This window comes from Runella aurantiaca (assembly GCF_003339505.1).
Classification (GTDB): domain Bacteria; phylum Bacteroidota; class Bacteroidia; order Cytophagales; family Spirosomataceae; genus Runella; species Runella aurantiaca.
In genome coordinates this window covers 1-16,194 of sequence record NZ_QPIW01000019.1, presented here as the reverse complement: position 1 = coordinate 16,194, position 16,194 = coordinate 1, and the positions used below count along the sequence as shown (strand labels likewise).

General features: G+C 45.7%; 13 protein-coding genes. 7 read left to right on the top strand and 6 right to left on the bottom strand.

Going from position 1 to position 16,194, the window contains the following annotated elements; genetic code table 11:
• Positions 1 to 94 precede the first annotated feature (94 nt).
• The 7 genes from DVG78_RS20005 to rimO all read left to right on the top strand — a co-directional run bounded on the left by DVG78_RS20005 (position 95) and on the right by rimO (position 8,094).
• Positions 95 to 1,135 (top strand): DUF4097 family beta strand repeat-containing protein, encoded by a 1,041-nt coding sequence (locus DVG78_RS20005; RefSeq protein WP_114462825.1) that lies wholly within the window; start codon positions 95 to 97, stop codon positions 1,133 to 1,135.
• A gap of 221 nt (positions 1,136 to 1,356) precedes the next feature.
• Complete coding sequence (gene rfbA / locus DVG78_RS20000) at positions 1,357 to 2,217, top strand: glucose-1-phosphate thymidylyltransferase RfbA (protein ID WP_114462906.1); 861 nt, start codon at positions 1,357 to 1,359, stop codon at positions 2,215 to 2,217.
• Positions 2,218 to 2,292: 75 nt separating this feature from the next.
• On the top strand, positions 2,293 to 2,883 hold the full coding sequence (locus DVG78_RS19995; RefSeq protein ID WP_114462824.1) for a riboflavin synthase: 591 nt from the start codon (positions 2,293 to 2,295) through the stop codon (positions 2,881 to 2,883).
• A 24-nt stretch (positions 2,884 to 2,907) separates the two neighbouring features.
• Entirely contained in the window at positions 2,908 to 4,377 is a 1,470-nt protein-coding gene (locus tag DVG78_RS19990) for an alpha-amylase family glycosyl hydrolase (RefSeq protein ID WP_114462823.1), read from the top strand.
• Positions 4,378 to 4,450: 73 nt separating this feature from the next.
• Positions 4,451 to 5,965 carry an FG-GAP repeat domain-containing protein gene (locus DVG78_RS19985; protein ID WP_114462822.1) on the top strand — a complete coding sequence of 505 codons (1,515 nt, stop codon included), beginning with the start codon at positions 4,451 to 4,453 and terminating at the stop codon, positions 5,963 to 5,965.
• Between the two features lie 41 nt (positions 5,966 to 6,006).
• Complete coding sequence (locus tag DVG78_RS19980) at positions 6,007 to 6,657, top strand: hypothetical protein (protein ID WP_114462821.1); 651 nt, start codon at positions 6,007 to 6,009, stop codon at positions 6,655 to 6,657.
• A 129-nt stretch (positions 6,658 to 6,786) separates the two neighbouring features.
• Positions 6,787 to 8,094, top strand: coding sequence for a 30S ribosomal protein S12 methylthiotransferase RimO (gene rimO, locus DVG78_RS19975; RefSeq protein ID WP_114462820.1), 1,308 nt, complete (start codon positions 6,787 to 6,789; stop codon positions 8,092 to 8,094).
• A gap of 52 nt (positions 8,095 to 8,146) precedes the next feature.
• On the opposite strand, the gene DVG78_RS19970 is transcribed toward rimO, so the two are convergent.
• From DVG78_RS19970 to DVG78_RS19945, 6 genes are all read right to left on the bottom strand, one after another.
• A complete protein-coding gene (locus DVG78_RS19970) occupies positions 8,147 to 9,511 on the bottom strand; it encodes a putative oxidoreductase C-terminal domain-containing protein (RefSeq protein ID WP_114462819.1) in 1,365 nt (454 codons plus the stop codon).
• A gap of 159 nt (positions 9,512 to 9,670) precedes the next feature.
• Positions 9,671 to 10,465 (bottom strand): glucosamine-6-phosphate deaminase, encoded by a 795-nt coding sequence (locus DVG78_RS19965; protein ID WP_114462818.1) that lies wholly within the window; start codon positions 10,463 to 10,465, stop codon positions 9,671 to 9,673.
• An 86-nt stretch (positions 10,466 to 10,551) separates the two neighbouring features.
• A complete protein-coding gene (nagA, locus tag DVG78_RS19960; protein WP_114462817.1) occupies positions 10,552 to 11,727 on the bottom strand; it encodes an N-acetylglucosamine-6-phosphate deacetylase in 1,176 nt (391 codons plus the stop codon).
• Positions 11,728 to 11,797: 70 nt separating this feature from the next.
• A complete protein-coding gene (locus tag DVG78_RS19955; protein ID WP_114462816.1) occupies positions 11,798 to 13,120 on the bottom strand; it encodes a sugar MFS transporter in 1,323 nt (440 codons plus the stop codon).
• On the bottom strand, positions 13,117 to 14,484 hold the full coding sequence (locus tag DVG78_RS19950) for a Gfo/Idh/MocA family protein (RefSeq protein WP_114462815.1): 1,368 nt from the start codon (positions 14,482 to 14,484) through the stop codon (positions 13,117 to 13,119). The genes DVG78_RS19955 and DVG78_RS19950 overlap by 4 nt, the downstream gene beginning before the upstream one ends.
• Positions 14,485 to 14,701: 217 nt before the next feature.
• Positions 14,702 to 15,991 (bottom strand): hypothetical protein, encoded by a 1,290-nt coding sequence (locus DVG78_RS19945; protein WP_114462814.1) that lies wholly within the window; start codon positions 15,989 to 15,991, stop codon positions 14,702 to 14,704.
• Positions 15,992 to 16,194: the final 203 nt, after the last annotated feature.

The following is a 16,194-nucleotide window of genomic DNA, read 5'->3' as shown; positions in this document are numbered from 1 at the left end:
TATTTTGTTCACCGTGCAACATTTCTTTTTTGTTTTTCATCTCTTGTAAAAAACACCGCGGAAAATTATAATCCGCCCTAAACATTTACAGACCATGAAAACATACAGCCTCCTTTTAGCTTTCCTTTTCGTTGCCACGCTCGTTTTTGCCCAGAAAGAGGACGAAAAACCTTATTTTACAAAAACATTCAACGCGGGTTCTGTAAAAACACTTAACGTGCGTACTTCGGGGGGGAGTATTACCGTAACTGGCCAAAGCGGCGACGCCAAAGTGGAAATATATGTCCGGGGCAACAATTGGAATGGCAGCTCAGCATTGAGCAAAGAAGAAATCACTGAGCGCCTCAAAGACTATGAACTGACCGTGGCAATGGACGGAGAGACCCTTATTTGCAAATCAAAACGTAAAAGCGAAAACGACAAATGGGATTGGAAACAAGGCCTGAGTATTTCGTTTAAAATTACAGTTCCCGAAAAAACAACGACCGATTTGGCCACCAGCGGCGGTAGCATAAAATTGGCAAAACTGTCGGGAAATCAAAACTTTGCTACGAGTGGAGGTAGTTTACGATTAGAGCAATTGAGTGGGAACGTGAAAGGACGTACCTCTGGCGGTAGTATTCATTTAACCAATTCACAAGAGCAATTAGACCTTGCCACCAGTGGCGGTAGCATCAAAGCTGAAGGCTGCAACGGTGACATTAAATTGGTAACCTCTGGCGGCAGTATTCAATTGGATGGCCTTAGTGGCAATGTTCGGGCCACCACCAGTGGCGGTAGCATCAAAGGTGGCGACATTAAAGGCGAATTGACGGCAGTTACTTCAGGCGGTTCTATTCGCTTGACTGGCGTAGCCGCCGCACTTAAAGCCTCCACCAGCGCGGGCGGTATCAATGCCGAAATCGTTTCTTTGGGCAAGTACCTTGACCTTTCCACTTCAGCGGGGGGGATTCATGTGCAGATGCCGATGAACAAAGGGCTTGATTTGGATTTGCGCGCCAACCGGGTCAACGTCGGCACCTTAAATAATTTCAACGGTATTATGGAAAAAGACCGTGTCAATGGCAAACTCAACGGCGGCGGTACGCTGGTGACCATGCGCGCTAGTTCAGGTTCTATTTCGCTTAATGATTAGAAAAGTAATTTAGTTTATCAAGGGTTCCAACGTAAAAGCCTGATGCTTCGGTGTCAGGCTTTTTTGTGTCTATTCTGCCCTAAAATAATTTTAAGTCACCTAGATTGAAGGGCTTTTGGGGTATACTATGGCTTTCCCGCGGAGATTCTCTATTTTTATGGCACTAAATGTGTTTTGAAAGTATTATTTCACTCACTCAACATAATTTGAATCAAATCATCATGAAAGGAATTATTCTTGCCGGAGGTTCCGGTACTCGTTTGCATCCTCTGACGCTGGCCGTAAGCAAACAATTGATGCCGGTTTACGACAAGCCGATGATTTATTATCCATTGTCAATCCTGATGTTGGCGGGTATTCGTGAAATTCTTATTATTTCAACCCCGCATGATTTGCCGCATTTTCAGAAATTGCTTGGCGATGGCAGCCGCATTGGGTGTGCGTTTAGCTATGCCGAACAACCCAGCCCTGATGGATTGGCGCAGGCCTTTATTATTGGGGCCGATTTTATAGGAAAAGATAAAGTAGCGCTGGTGTTGGGCGATAACATATTTTACGGAAGTGGTCTTAGTAAATTGTTACAGGCAAACAACGACCCAGATGGAGGTGTTGTATATGCGTACCAAGTACAGGACCCAGAACGCTATGGCGTCGTTGAGTTTGATCAGGATTTTAACGTGGTTTCCATTGAAGAAAAACCCGAATATCCCAAGTCAAACTATGCCGTGCCAGGGTTGTATTTTTATGATAATGAGGTTGTTGAAATCGCTAAAAATATTAAACCTAGCCCGCGTGGAGAATTAGAAATTACAGACATTAATCGTGTGTATCTTGAGCGTGGAAAATTGAAAGTAGGCGTACTTACGCGCGGAACTGCTTGGCTCGATACAGGTACTTTTGCATCCCTCATGCAGGCAGGGCAATTTGTGGAAGTGATTGAAGAACGTCAGGGACTGAAAATCGGTTGTATTGAAGAAGTAGCGTACCGGATGGGCTTTATTGATGCCGGACAATTGCGGGAAATTGCCCAACCGCTTCTGAAAAGCGGTTATGGCCGGTATTTATTAGGAATATTGAAATAAGATAGCCGACGACAGACGTTAGAAAAAGAAGCGCTTTTTTAACGTCTGTCGTCCAAAATCTAAAAATCCAGAATAATGTTTACAGGAATTGTAGAGACGACCGCCGAAGTAGTTGAAATTATCTTTGAGGGGACAAATATCACTTTTAAGCTTCATTCTCACTTGGCCTCTGAGCTCAAAATCGACCAAAGTGTGAGCCATAACGGGGTGTGCCTGACCGTAACGAGCCTGGAGCAAGATACCTACACCGTAACGGCGGTGGACGAAACCCTCAAAAAAACCAATCTCGGTTATTGGAAAGTGGGTACAAAAGTCAACGTTGAACGTTGTATGCCCGCCAATGGGCGCTTCGACGGACATATTGTGCAGGGGCATGTGGACCAAACGGGCATCTGTACGTACGTAGAAGAGGTCGGCGGGAGCTGGTTGTTTGATTTTAAATATGATGCTGCGGTGGGAAATATCACCGTCGAAAAAGGCTCAATTTGTATCAATGGCGTGAGTTTGACGGTCTTCAATTCGCAAGACGATGGTTTTCGAGTAACCATCATTCCGTATACCTACGAGCATACCAATTTTCACCAGCTTCAGGCGGGCGATGTGGTCAATCTGGAATTTGATATACTAGGCAAGTATATGCAGAAGATTCTGGCGAAGAAGAATTAGTAGCGATTAAAATATTCTAAAACATTGGCATTCCCACGCATCTGCTACGAAATCTTCGTTCGCTCGTTTTGTGATTCAAACGGCGACAACATTGGTGACCTCAACGGTATCACCTCAAAACTAGACTATCTACAGGATTTGGGGGTCGAAGCGCTATGGCTTTCGCCCATTTTGCTTTCGCCCAGCTATCATAAATACGATGTCGTTGATTATTATGCCATTGACCCAGAGTATGGCACTTTAGATGATTTTAAGCGCCTGCTTTCCGAAGCCCATGCGCGGGGTATCAGGATTATTATAGATTTGGTCATTAACCATACGAGTGCCAATCATCCGTGGTTTCAGGAGTCAGTAAAGGGAAAAGAGAGTCCCTATCGGCAATTTTATACTTGGAAAAGCCCCGAGGATATTGAACGACTGGGCATTGCCACCCGCGAGGTGACACCCGATACCTGGGATCGGAATCCGTGGCATAAATGGCGGCAAAACACCGAAAAATACTATGGACTTTTCTGGAAAGGAATGCCCGACCTGAATTGCGACCACCAGCCTGTGCGTCAGGCAATTTACGAAATAGGCCGTTATTGGCTCAACATGGGCGTGGACGGCTTTCGTTTGGATGCCGCCCGGCACATTTATCCCGAATGGGAGGAACACAAAAACTACGATTTTTGGGTAGAATTTCGGACGGAGATGCAAAAGGCGAATCCTGATGTGTATTTGGTAGGGGAAGTATGGACCGCTGCCGAAAACATCGCCCCATACTTCAAAGGACTGACCGCCAATTTTAACTTCGACTTGAGTTTGACCATTCAAAAAATAGTCGCCAAAGAACGTGATGCGGTGCAGTTAGCGGCAACTTTGGCGGGTACCCGGGCCGTTTTTTTTCAAACTAGCCCCCAATTTATCGATGCCATCATGCTCACCAACCATGACCAAGTGCGCATCGGCAGTGTGATGGGCGGCAATCTCAACCGCCTTAAAGTAGCGACAAATTTGCTCTTGACGCTGCCCGGACAACCTTATTTGTACTATGGTGAAGAGCTGGGAATGTTGGGGAAAAAGCCCGATGAGTATATCCGAGAGCCGTTTTTATGGGATTATCGCGAAAAAGACCGTCACCGCGCTCGGTGGATGCAGCCCAAATACAACAAAAGTAACACCGTCGTTCCGTTGACGGGGCAAATCAACGACTCAAACTCGTTATACAACCATTATAAACGGTTGATTCAATTGCGAAAATCACAGCCTACGTTGGCTGATATTCACGGAGACATCGAGCCGCTCCCCAATGAAGACCCGCGCTTGGTGGCTTTCATCCGAAAGTCCAATGGCCAAGCAGTTTGGGTGATTCATAATCTTTCGGCCAAAAGCGTGAAATACTCCGCCGCCAATCTGCCCGCTCAGTTTATTTTCAGTACTCATCCCGAGACAAAGTTGTTGAAAACAGGAACACTTTCGTTGGAACCTTACAGTTGCGTGGTGTTGGGATAGAAAGGAGGTAACTGCTTTAAAACTTGGCGAATAGCCTCATTGCTGTTAAGTTTGGCTTTTATTTCCCAAACCTATGATGCTTCGTTCTGTTTTTGCCCTTTCGTTATTGGTATTGTTTTGTTTTTTTATAGGCTGTCAAAAAGACCCTGCCCAACATGAATCGTTGGCACGACAGCATTGTGGTGGATGTCATTTGTTTCCCGACCCTAATTTATTGCCCAAAACTGTTTGGGAGAAAGATGTACTGCCCTACATGGCGTTGCGGTTAGGGTTGGATGAAGATTTGAAGAAAACCCGAAAACTGAACGCCAACGACCTCAAAGTAAAAGGCACTCAACCCCTGATTTCACAGGAAGATTGGCAAAAAATAAAAGACTATTATTTGGACTTGGCTCCCAAGCGCCTGACCCCGCTCGTTTCTTCTCAAAAAGCAACACTAATTGAGAAACAGTTTGAAATTCGCCCTCTGTTTTCGCCCATCGAACAAGAAATGGCCAATGTCACTTGCGTTCGCATCGACGAAGCCAACAAAGGCGTGTATGTAGCCGATGAAGTAAACCGAACGGTATGGCTGATGAATGCCGAAGGGAAGGCCCTTAAGCGCTTTGGCGGTCAGCCCGCCGTCAGTGATTTGCAGTTTTTGGATGCTTCCCATCAAAATCTTTTGGTGACCTATATTGGTGAAACCGTCAAGGTTACCTACAACGCCAACGGCTACGCGCAAACGGTCAACATGGGCAAAAAAAGCGCGAATAACGCCTCGTTGTTGCTTACCAAGTTGCTCCGTCCCACGCAAACCATTCAGCAGGATATGGACAGCGACGGTCAGCCCGAACTTATCACCTGTGAGTTTGGGGTCATTGAAGGAAAATTCTCCGTTTGGAAGAGAAATGTGGCGGGTACTTATGAGGCCAAAGTGTTAAGTGCTACCCCAGGGGCGTTGCGTACCGTGGTCGTAGATTGGAATAAAGACGGTATGCCAGATTTAATGACGCTGTTTGCCCAAGGCGACGAGCGCATCGTGCTGTACCTCAACAAAGGCAACCTGAAATTTGAAGAAAAAACACTGCTGCGCTTCCCGCCGGTGTTTGGCTCTAGCTATTTTGATGTGGTCGATTTGAATAAAGACGGTCAATTGGATATTGTCTATACTTGCGGTGATAATGCCGACCTTTCAGTCATTTTTAAACCCTATCATGGATTGTATGTATTTGAAAATCAAGGGAAAGGGGGATTTAGCCAAAGCTATTTTTATCCTATTGATGGCGCCTACAAAGTGGCTCCTGCAGATGTAGATGCCGATGGAGATTTAGACTTAGTCAGTATCGCATTTTACGACGATATTGACACTAACCCTCAAACCAACGTTCTATATTTTGAAAATCAGAAAGGAAAATTCAAACCCTGGTCTATTCCGATTGGTCGCATGGGCCGCTGGCTTACCTTAGATACTGGCGATATCGACGGCGATGGAGATATTGATTTCGCCTTGGGAAGCCATCCGCTGGGCCTCACACCCGGACGGATGCGCGGTACATGGGCCCGCAACGGACTGATGGGCGCTTATTTGTTGAATTTGAGGAAATAAAGAGCAAATATTGGTCGTTTTTGAAGTGTAACGGCCATTTTATGAAACCCTTTTTACTGCTTCTTTTAGGCTTTTTTTGGAGTGAAATTGCAGCTGCTCAATATCCATCTATTAATTATTGGTTTGCGGAGTTAGGGATAGCAAATTCTGTAAATAACTCTAAATCACCTATTAAAAAAGGAAACTCGCTTGTTCTTTTATGGTCGCCCAAAAACCAAACCTATGCCAATATAGGTAGACATTTCGAGTCTACAGAGGGGCATTTTGTAGAAATATTTTTTCACAGTAGGTTTGTTGGTGATAATCTTGTGGACTCTGCCGTTTTAACGGGAATAAGGTTAGGTACTGGCAAAAAAAGAATGAGGGGATTTATCGAAGTAGACTACGGTGGACAGAATGGTAATTTCTCATCGTATACTATACAAGATGAGGCTGCTGGGTATTTTTACGGGGCAGGATTTCGTTATCGTTTAACTACCCGAATGTCAGCGCAAGCTTCATTTTTAAGGAATCATTTTTCTCAATTTTTCCAAGTACAACCGCCCTATAAACATCCCGTTCGTACTTTATTAGCTACAAGTTTGTATTGGAACCTAAATATCAAGTCTGATAAACCTGCTAAAGCCCCCAAAGTAAAGAAATTATCGCCGCGCCGTCAAAATCGTTGCCTGTATTCTCCTTCAAATACCTAATCAATTTTGGTGCTTCCGATTACGTTGCCGAACTTTGTGGCTTAAATAATAGTATTAAATAGAAGCGCAAGGTATTGAGTATCTGTTTTTTCTCACTATTCATTACCCGCGACTCTATACTCCGAATCAATGAAAACCAAAGGAACCAAGAAAAATAAGGTTAATATCGTGACGCTGGGTTGCAGTAAAAACCTGGTCGACAGCGAGAATATCTTCACCCAACTCAAAGGCAACGGCTACAACGTTTCGCACGAATCTAAAAAAGACGACGCCAGCATTGTAATCGTGAATACGTGCGGATTTATCGACAACGCCAAGCAGGAATCCATCGATACCATTTTGCGCTATGCCGACGCCAAAGATGCTGGTTTGGTAGATAAAGTGTACGTAACGGGCTGTTTGTCACATCGCTACAAAGATGAGTTGGCGGTTGAAATCCCAACCGTTGATGCTTGGTTTGGCACGAATGAACTGCCCCGTTTGCTCAAAACCCTCAAAGCAGATTACAAACAGGAGCTTGTCGGCGAACGTTTGTTGACTACGCCCGCCCATTACGCGTATCTGAAAATTGCGGAGGGCTGCGACCGTCCCTGTAGTTTTTGCGCCATTCCGCTCATGCGCGGCGGGCACGTTTCGCGGACGATTGATGATTTGGTGATTGAGGCAAAATCATTGGCGCGTCGCGGCACGAAAGAACTGATTTTGATTGCCCAGGATTTGACCTATTACGGGTTGGATATTTATAAAAAACGCAATTTGTCGGAGTTATTGAATCATCTTTCTGACGTGGAAGGGATTGAATGGATTCGTTTACAATACGCTTATCCGTCGGGTTTTCCGATGGATGTTTTGGATGTAATGCGCGAGCGTTCCAATATTTGTAAATACCTGGACATGCCGCTTCAAAGTGGCAGTACGGAGTTATTGAAGTTGATGCGTCGCGGTATCACGCGCGAAAAAACGGAGGATTTGATTAAAACCATTCGCGATAAAGTACCCGGTATTGCACTGCGTACCACGTTGATTGCGGGTCACCCAGGCGAGACGGAAGAAATCTTTGAAGAGACATTGGAGTTTGTAGAGCGTACGCGTTTCGACCGTTTGGGCGTATTTACGTACTCACACGAGGAACAAACTTTCTCGCATACCATGCCCGATGACATTCCGGCCGAAGTAAAACAACAACGCGCCGACGACATCATGGCCGTACAGCAGGATATTTCGTGGTCGTTGAATCAAGCCAAAATCGGGAATACGTATAAAGTGCTTTTTGACCGGAAAGAAGGCGGATATTTTATTGGAAGAACTGAATTTGATTCTCCCGAAGTAGATAATGAAGTATTATTGCCTGCAAGTCAGTTTGTTCGTCAGGGTGATTTTGCCAACGTGAAAATCAATAATGCGGAAGAGTTTGATTTGTACGGGGAGTTGGTATAAATAAAAAAGACTTGGAAAGTTTTTGAAACTTTCCAAGTCTGAAACTTCGACCTTATTTCTTCGTTTTCGCCAGTTTCAACGCTTCGGTTGTCGTATAATATTTGGCAATCATATTAGGCACTTCCCACGCAGGAAGTTTACCCGCTTTCAAAAATTCCATGTATTTCTTGGCTACCTGCGCAAAATGCGATTCGTGGCCCGTGTCGTATTTCTTCGGAACCGTCACTTCCCAACCTTTGTCATTCTTCTTCAATTCAATGCCCGGATAGGCTGCCTGTGCTTTCTTGAAGGCTTCGGCTACGGCTTTTTCGTAGGCAGGCGTGGCATTAATCGGTTCGATGTATAGCACCGGTTTAAAGTTTTGCTCTTTGCCCTGACGGATGATGAGATTGGCTTTGCTGCCTTTCATGATCGAATAATGAGTATCGCCTGTTCCCTGCGGTGCCTGAAAATTCCAGATTACCGATGCCCGCGCGTGAACACCTTTCAAAGTGTAGTCAATCTGCCCGTTGGCGTATACTTCCAGATTCTTTCCTTTGACATCTTTTTTCAAATAATCAGGATACGTATCGCTTTTGGTCACTAACTTAAATTGTTCGGGCGTAAGGGTGGTGGCGTTGTGCGTGGCCGACAAAAACTTTATATCTTTTTGATAATCAATCACCTGGTTAGGAAAGCAACTCCATTGAATCAAATCCACCAAGTGAGTGGTAACATCCACAATCCCTTCGCCCTGTTGGTTGACGTCAAAAAACCAACTTGGACGAATGAGCGGCTCGCCCGATACGTATTTGAAAAAATGGTGAACGCTTTCCTTGGTTACGGCCGGGTCTTGAGGTGTGCCTTTTTGCAGTGTGCCAAACAGTTCCGGTAACAACGCCAATTCACGTTGGAGTGCGTTGGAGATTTCGTAGCGCTCGGTCATGATGTCGTAGAGTAGCACGTTCTTCTTTTTCGCTTGGGCAAAAGCTTCTTGCAACAACGAAAACCCGGCAGCGTCAATGGCCATGGGCTTATCAGCCAACACGTTCAAACCGGCATCCACCGATTTTTTGATGTAATCGGTTTTCTTTTGGTTATTTCCCGCCAAAATGACCAGATTCCCCGCTTTTTCGGAAAGCATTTTTTGGAAAAAATCGGGCCCTGTATAGACTTTCTCGTCCCATTGGGTCGGGTCTTCGGGGCGGGAGTTGTATTTTTTGATTTTATCCAGATACGATTCCACATCCGGGCCTTTGGACGCATACACATGTACGACGGGGTTGACGTTATCGTACGGGGTATTTTGGACCAATGCCGCATGGAAATGCCCGGGCTCCAACACAATCAAACTGACTGATTTATTCTTCTCTTGGCCAATGGCGGGGAGGGTTAAACTGCCGGCCGCCAGCAGACAGCCTAAAACGCGTGCTTTCATAAATGACGTAATTGTGGGTATGTTTTTGATAAAAAAGTAAATAGTTAGGCAAAATAGACTTTCCAAGTTTAGGTTAATAAGCGGATAAATAATCAGATCTATTGAAAACTTGGAAAATCTTGCTCTATTTTACTTGATTAAATAAGCACCCGTTGGGTTTTATTTACTTGCAAATGACGCTTCTTTCATCCATTGGCGGGCGCTGTCTTGGTCGATAAATAACGTCGCATTGGGGTGTTTTCGTAAAATAGTGGAAGGATAAATTTCGCTGATTTCATCCACTAGCGTGTGATAAATAGCCTCAGCCTTGTGGGCGGCCGGAACCATGCAAAACACCGTCGGTGCTTTGACCAACGCCGGAATCGTAAGCGTTAGGGCGTATTCGGGTACTTGTTCGAGTGTTGCAAAGCAACCGTCGTGGACTTGTTGATAACGACTGGTTAAGTCCAAATCCACTTTTTTAACCAATACGGGATCGTTGAAAAACGCAATATGCGGGTCGTTGAAGGCAATATGGCAGTTTTCGCCAATGCCCATGCAGACGATGTCGGTAGGATATTCATTCAGCAAGGCTTCGTAGCGTAAACATTCAGCGTCGGGGTCGCTGACGTTGCCGTTGATATAAAACACGGAGCGAAGCGGTACTTTATCAAAAAAACGGTCTTTCAAAAAATTGCCAAATCGCTGCGGAGCATCATCCGATAGGCCGATGTATTCGTCCATGTGAAAGGTATTGACGCGTTGCCAATCTATTTCAGGCTGTTGGGCCAAAGCATCCAAAAATTCATTTTGCGATGGTGCTGCGGCGAAGATGATGTTGACAACGTCTTGGCTTTGCAGCAATTCTCTGATTTTGGATGCGGCCATTTCAGCCGCGTTTTGGCCTAATTCCCAGCGGGTTTTGAATAGTTTGACGTGAAGGTTGTCTATTGTTGTTTCGTGTAGAGGAGTCATATATTGTTTTTTTATAACCACTGAGTTACACAGAGTACCACAGAGGGTGTGAAACTCTGTGTCAAACCCAGTGGTTGACTTTTATTTTACTTTGAATACACCACTTTTCCCCCAACCATCGTCATACTGATATTAATATATTTATCAAAAAAGACAATATCAGCATCTTTCCCTTTGGCAATTAGACCTTTTCGGTCGTCAACGTCCATAATACGAGCGGGCGTGGTACTTGCCATGCGCACCGCTTCCAACAGCGATACGTCGGCCATATTGACCATGTTTCTGACCAATCGGTCGAAGGTGGCTACGCTGCCGGCAAAGGAAGTACGGTCGGGCATTTTAGCTACGCCGTCTTCGATGATGACTTTGAGGCCGTTTTTCAATGAGCCCAACGTGCTTTCGCCTTCGGGCATTCCGGCACCGCGCATGGCATCGGTGATGAGGGCGGTGCGGTCAGCACCTTTGATTTTATAGATGAGTTTGAGTAACGGCGCGGGTAAATGTATGCCGTCACCGATGATTTCAACATCTAAATCCAACAAAAACGCACTTTCAATCACGCCCGCGTACCGAAACGCATTTTTGCGCGTTACCCCAGACATGGCTGAATACAAGTGAGTTACGAGCGAATAGCCGTTTTCATACGCCGCCAACACATCATCGTAAAACGCGTCGGTATGAGCAATGGCCGCCAAAATACCTTTTTGACGCAAACGCTGTCCGAAAGCAATCGCGCCTTCCAACTCTGGCGCGGCACTCCACCGTACAATGGACGACGAATGACTGAGAATTTCTTCGTACTCGGCAGGGTCAGGATTACGAATGTAGCGCGGGTCCTGCGCTCCCCGCTGATTCAGGGCAAAATAAGGGCCTTCCAAGTGGATTCCGAGGAGATTTGCGCCTTTTGTGTTTTGTCGATTGGCGTTTTCGTAAACGTCTAAGGTTTGGAGCAGATCTTCTTTTTCTGCCGTCAGCGTGGTTGGAACCAAAGAAGTCGTTCCGTATTGGGCGTGGAGTTCCGCGATTTTCAGAAAGGCTTCTTCGGTTCCGTCCATAAAGTCATAGCCGCCGCCGCCGTGTACGTGAATGTCAATGAAGCCCGGTGCTATGTATTGGCCTTTGGCATCGATTTCGGTTGCATCGGGCACTTCCACATTTCCTTCGTGTACGCCTAAAATTCGGTCTTTTTCAATGACAACCGTTCCGTTTTTGATGGCGCGGAAGGGAGTAAGAATGGTGCCGTTAGTGATTTTTATTCTCATGCGAAAAATGCCTTATTTCAGGACTTTGTTCAAACCTGCCAAGTTTTTAAAACTTGGCAGGTTTCGACTTTTATAATCCCCAACGTTTTACTTTATGACCATAAGCAGCATAATACACTAAGTACAAATAGCAAGGTAATAAAACCCAATAGGCGGTGCGAACATCGTACAAATCAGCGAAGTAGCCATACACCAATGGCATCAGGGCGTTGCCGCACAAGCCCATGATAAGGATGGAAGCACCCAGTTTGGTATAACGTCCCAATCCGTCCAAGGCCAACGGCCAAATGCCCGCCCAAACTAGTGAATTGGCTAATCCCAATAGCACCACAAACCAAATGGAAAGGTCGGCGGTTTGTCCGAGGAAATTTACTGAACCTTTGGCAAAAATAATGAGTAACGTAAACACCGTTCCCAACAATGTACAAAACCGCAGTGCATTGACCTGACTGACAAATTTCGGAATTGTAATGATGCCGATGATGTACCCACAAATGGTGCAGGCCAAGGTATAGGAAGGAAAGGTTTTGGCCTTTAATAAATCAATGCCCATCGAATTAGCGTAGCCGATAATCGTATCAATCGCAATCACTTGCGTGCCTACATGCAGAAAAATGGCCACGGCTCCCAAGATCAAGTGCGGAAACTGAAAAATGCTCGTTTTGCCCGCATTATTGGTCGCCACTTCGGGGCTTTCATGTTCGGTGTTGATTTCAGGTAATGGCGAACGGTACACCAAATAGCCAAGTACAAAGAGGAAAATGCCCAAAACTGTGTAAGGAGTAATCACTCTACGTACCAATTCATCCAAGGCCGCACTGCGTTGCAGGTCATTCATGGTGCTGAGTTGGGCAAACAGGTCGGTATCTGTTGGGCGTAAAATGACGGCGGCAAAAATAAGCGGCGACAAAATCCCGGCGGCTTTGTTGCAGATACCCATGATGCTGATGCGTTGTGCGCCGCGCTCTTTAGGTCCCAAAATCGTGATGTAAGGATTGGCGGCGGTTTGGAGAATGGATAAACCAATGCCAATCGTAAACAATCCCATTAGAAAAATGCCGTAAGTGCGGGTCATGGCGGCAGGCACGAAAATAAACGCGCCCAATGCCATGAACCAAAAACCAATCATCATTCCTTTTTTGAATCCCTGCGTTTTGAGTAAATACGACGCCGGTACCGACATGATGAAATAGGCAATGTAAAAGGCAAATGCCACTAGATAGGCCTGAAAACTGGTGAGTTCGCAGGCAATTTTGAAATAAGGAATCAGAATGGCATTGACCCAAGAGATGAAGCCAAACATAAAAAACATGACTCCCACTAAAAAAATAGAAATATTGGTTTCCCGTTTGGTAAGGCTACTTACGTCAACGGCGGTAGTAGTCGCTTTCATATCGTTGGCTCCCAGCCTTTTTCGTACTCGCGTTTCCAAAACTTTTTGGCTGCTTTGTTATTTTTGATATGTCCGTTGGTAGGGTCAATCTCCAAAATGCTGTTGGAGCGCAGGGCGATATTTCCCAATTGACAAAGCAGCGTACTTTGATGTCCGCCGACGATTCCTGAAGCCAACGGAGTTCCTTCTTTGATGGCCGAGACGAAGTTTTGGAAATGGAAGGCATCCAAGGCTTGTGAAGGATCCATTTTATTACGAGGGTCAATCACCAAATCATTTTTGACGTCTTTGACAATCTTATTGTCCAAATCGTAAATCTTGTAGGCGTTGCCGCCGCCGTACTCCAATGTTCCTTTTTCTCCGTAAAAAGAAACCCCCACGCTGCTGCCTTCTATGTTGCGGCTGTTGCAACTGCGGCCTTCCCACGTCATAAATTTATCTTTGCCAAATTCTAAGTTAATCACCTGAGTATCGGGGGTTTCCCAATCGTCTTGGTAGCGATAGCGACCGCCCGAGGATGAGACTTTGGTAGGAAATTCCACGCCCAATCCCCAACGCATGAGGTCGAGCATGTGGGTGCCGTTGTTGAGGGCTTCGCCCGTACCCCAATGCCAAAACCAGTGCCAATTGTAGTGGAGAATATTGTCTTTATACGCACGACGCGGCGCGGGTCCTTGCCACAGATCGTAATTAAGCCACGACGGAACGGCCTGTTCTTTCCCAATACCGATGGATGCGCGGTTGTTGGTGTACCAACCTTTGGCAAAATATGGGCGACCGATCACGCCGTCCTGAATATCTTTTAAGGCTTGTTTTACATTTGGCCACGACCGACGCTGATTGCCCATTTGAATCACATTTTTGTACTTGGCGGCAACTGCTACGAGCAATTCTCCTTCGTACGGATTATGACTGCATGGTTTTTCCAGATAGACGTGTTTGCCTGCTTTCGATGCCAAAATAGCTGCCGGTGCGTGCCAGTGGTCAGGCGCTGCGATGATGAGTGCATCAACGTCTTTATCTTCCAGTGCATTACGAAAGTCGGGAACGTCTTTGGGTTTGGAATTTTGAATTTTTTCAACGGCTTTGATACACTTTTCGGAAGCGCGTGAATCTACATCCGAAATCGAAACGACTTCACAGTTGGGTTGCAGGGCAAAATTGCTTGCCAGCGCATACCCGCGACTATTGACGCCCATCACGCCGAGTCGGACTTTTTCGTTGGCTCCGAGAATACGGCCGTAGCTTTTGGCACTAAATCCAGGCAAAATGCCGCCAACGGTCAATAGAGCAGTTCCTGTCAGTGTTTTTTTGATAAAATTGCGCCGAGATTCGCTGTTTGTAGAAGTTTCTGGAGTGTTCATGAAAGGTGTTTTGTGTAAAAAAATAAATGGGTCTGTTGAGGGGCCAATTTACTACACTATTTAAAAATAAGTAGGCTACCGAACAGTTCTTTTTTGAGAAGACTTTTTTAATTTTTACCTACTCATCATGCTGAAAGGTTACACGATTCAATTTTGGGGTGTGTGATGCCTGGTTCTCAAACCCAGCATTGGGCGTAAGCTACCATTTCGGGCACCTCTATAAATAGTATTCTTTCGTTTTTAAATCAATCTTGACCAAATCCTGAATTTCGCGCCCGTTATGGTCAAATCGGGCTAAGGTATAAACCGCACCGTCGGCTCCGATAGCGATGGAATTAACGTAGGTAGGTCGGCTACCGTCGGCGTAAAAAATAGGGCCGTGGTCTTGGTAGGTTTGGGTCGGAATATGGAACGTAATCAAATGCAGATTTTCCAGTCCTTTGGCTGCCCCTTTGGAAATTTGGTCGGCTCCTTTGAGGCGCTTCCCGTCGATGTATATCGGCCCGCCCGTAAGGTAATGAATCGTTTCGCCATCTGGGCTGGGCTGAAAACCCAAATAGCCGTAGCTAAATTGATCGAACATGCCGCTTTTTCGGGAAGGCTCCGAGGTTAAGCGTTCTACGATTTCAATTTTAGGAGTTTTGGGATCAAAACGGAACAAATACCCCGAATTTCCGTGAATTCCGTAGGCTACCTGCTCGGGAGCATACCAGAAGATCTTACGCCAGTTGTAGCCCATACTACCGGGATGTTTGGGGTCGTATTTCCCAAAATAATCAATCCGTAAATCAACACCTTCTACTTTTTGTAAGCCTTCGTTATCAGGATGATACGTAAAAATGTCGCCTTCGGAAGTAGAAAAATAAACCGCTCCGTCGCTTGGGTCAACCACCATCGAACGGCACAATACGCGGTAGTCATCGCCCGGGATTCCAGCTTCGCCCTTGGCCGATACCAGACCTACTGTTTTAAGGGTTTTGGCAGAAATATCGTAATGAATGAAATACCCCAACGGCCACGTAATGCCGTACAGATGACCTCGCTCTCGATCCATTGTCATGGTCAGAATACCTTCACCTTCGGGTGCGATGGCTAAGTCTTCAAATGCACCCGTTGCTAAATCGTACGATAAAAAATGCCCGCTGGGATAAAGGCTTTTACCATCGGGCGCGTTTTGCGGCAAACGTTCCATTCCCTCAATCATCTCATACACGCCAATGTGCGTGGCGAAATACAGCTTGCCGTTGCTTTCATAAAAACGAACGTGGCTTTTGCCCTGCGGAATGGCGTTGGCGTCTTTTTCACCACAGATTTCGGTCAAATCCGCTATCCATTCAGTTTGGTCGGTCGTTGGGTCATACGCATACATTTGACCACCGATTTCGTAGGATTCTGAACAAAGGACGTAGTAGAGTTTGCCGTTGCTTGCGGCAGTAATGGCGTTATACGTATCGTGCGCTAATTCAAAGCCCGAGAAATAGGCTTTAGCAGTGAGTGAAGAATTCATGTTTGTAGATTTTTTTTTAATCACAAAGTTGGCTGTGTCCACACAGTCAACGGCGGAATTCATGTTTGTATTTTTTTTAACGTGAACTTTTCAATATCTACGCAGCTATTGGCGGGCAGTACTGCCTCAATTCCAATGGAGATGCAATACTAACTTTGGGTTTTCTTTGGTAAAAAGAATAGGCACACATGGCCGCCAACGAA

Coding starts and splice junctions, on each gene's coding strand:
- DVG78_RS20005 (WP_114462825.1), top strand. CDS start 95: ATGAAAACATACAGCCTCCTTTTAGCTTTCCTTTTCGTTGCCACGCTC.
- rfbA (WP_114462906.1), top strand. CDS start 1,357: ATGAAAGGAATTATTCTTGCCGGAGGTTCCGGTACTCGTTTGCATCCT.
- DVG78_RS19995 (WP_114462824.1), top strand. CDS start 2,293: ATGTTTACAGGAATTGTAGAGACGACCGCCGAAGTAGTTGAAATTATC.
- DVG78_RS19985 (WP_114462822.1), top strand. CDS start 4,451: ATGATGCTTCGTTCTGTTTTTGCCCTTTCGTTATTGGTATTGTTTTGT.
- DVG78_RS19980 (WP_114462821.1), top strand. CDS start 6,007: ATGAAACCCTTTTTACTGCTTCTTTTAGGCTTTTTTTGGAGTGAAATT.
- rimO (WP_114462820.1), top strand. CDS start 6,787: ATGAAAACCAAAGGAACCAAGAAAAATAAGGTTAATATCGTGACGCTG.
- DVG78_RS19970 (WP_114462819.1), bottom strand. CDS start 9,511: ATGAAAGCACGCGTTTTAGGCTGTCTGCTGGCGGCCGGCAGTTTAACC.
- DVG78_RS19965 (WP_114462818.1), bottom strand. CDS start 10,465: ATGACTCCTCTACACGAAACAACAATAGACAACCTTCACGTCAAACTA.
- nagA (WP_114462817.1), bottom strand. CDS start 11,727: ATGAGAATAAAAATCACTAACGGCACCATTCTTACTCCCTTCCGCGCC.
- DVG78_RS19955 (WP_114462816.1), bottom strand. CDS start 13,120: ATGAAAGCGACTACTACCGCCGTTGACGTAAGTAGCCTTACCAAACGG.
- DVG78_RS19950 (WP_114462815.1), bottom strand. CDS start 14,484: ATGAACACTCCAGAAACTTCTACAAACAGCGAATCTCGGCGCAATTTT.
- DVG78_RS19945 (WP_114462814.1), bottom strand. CDS start 15,991: ATGAATTCTTCACTCACTGCTAAAGCCTATTTCTCGGGCTTTGAATTA.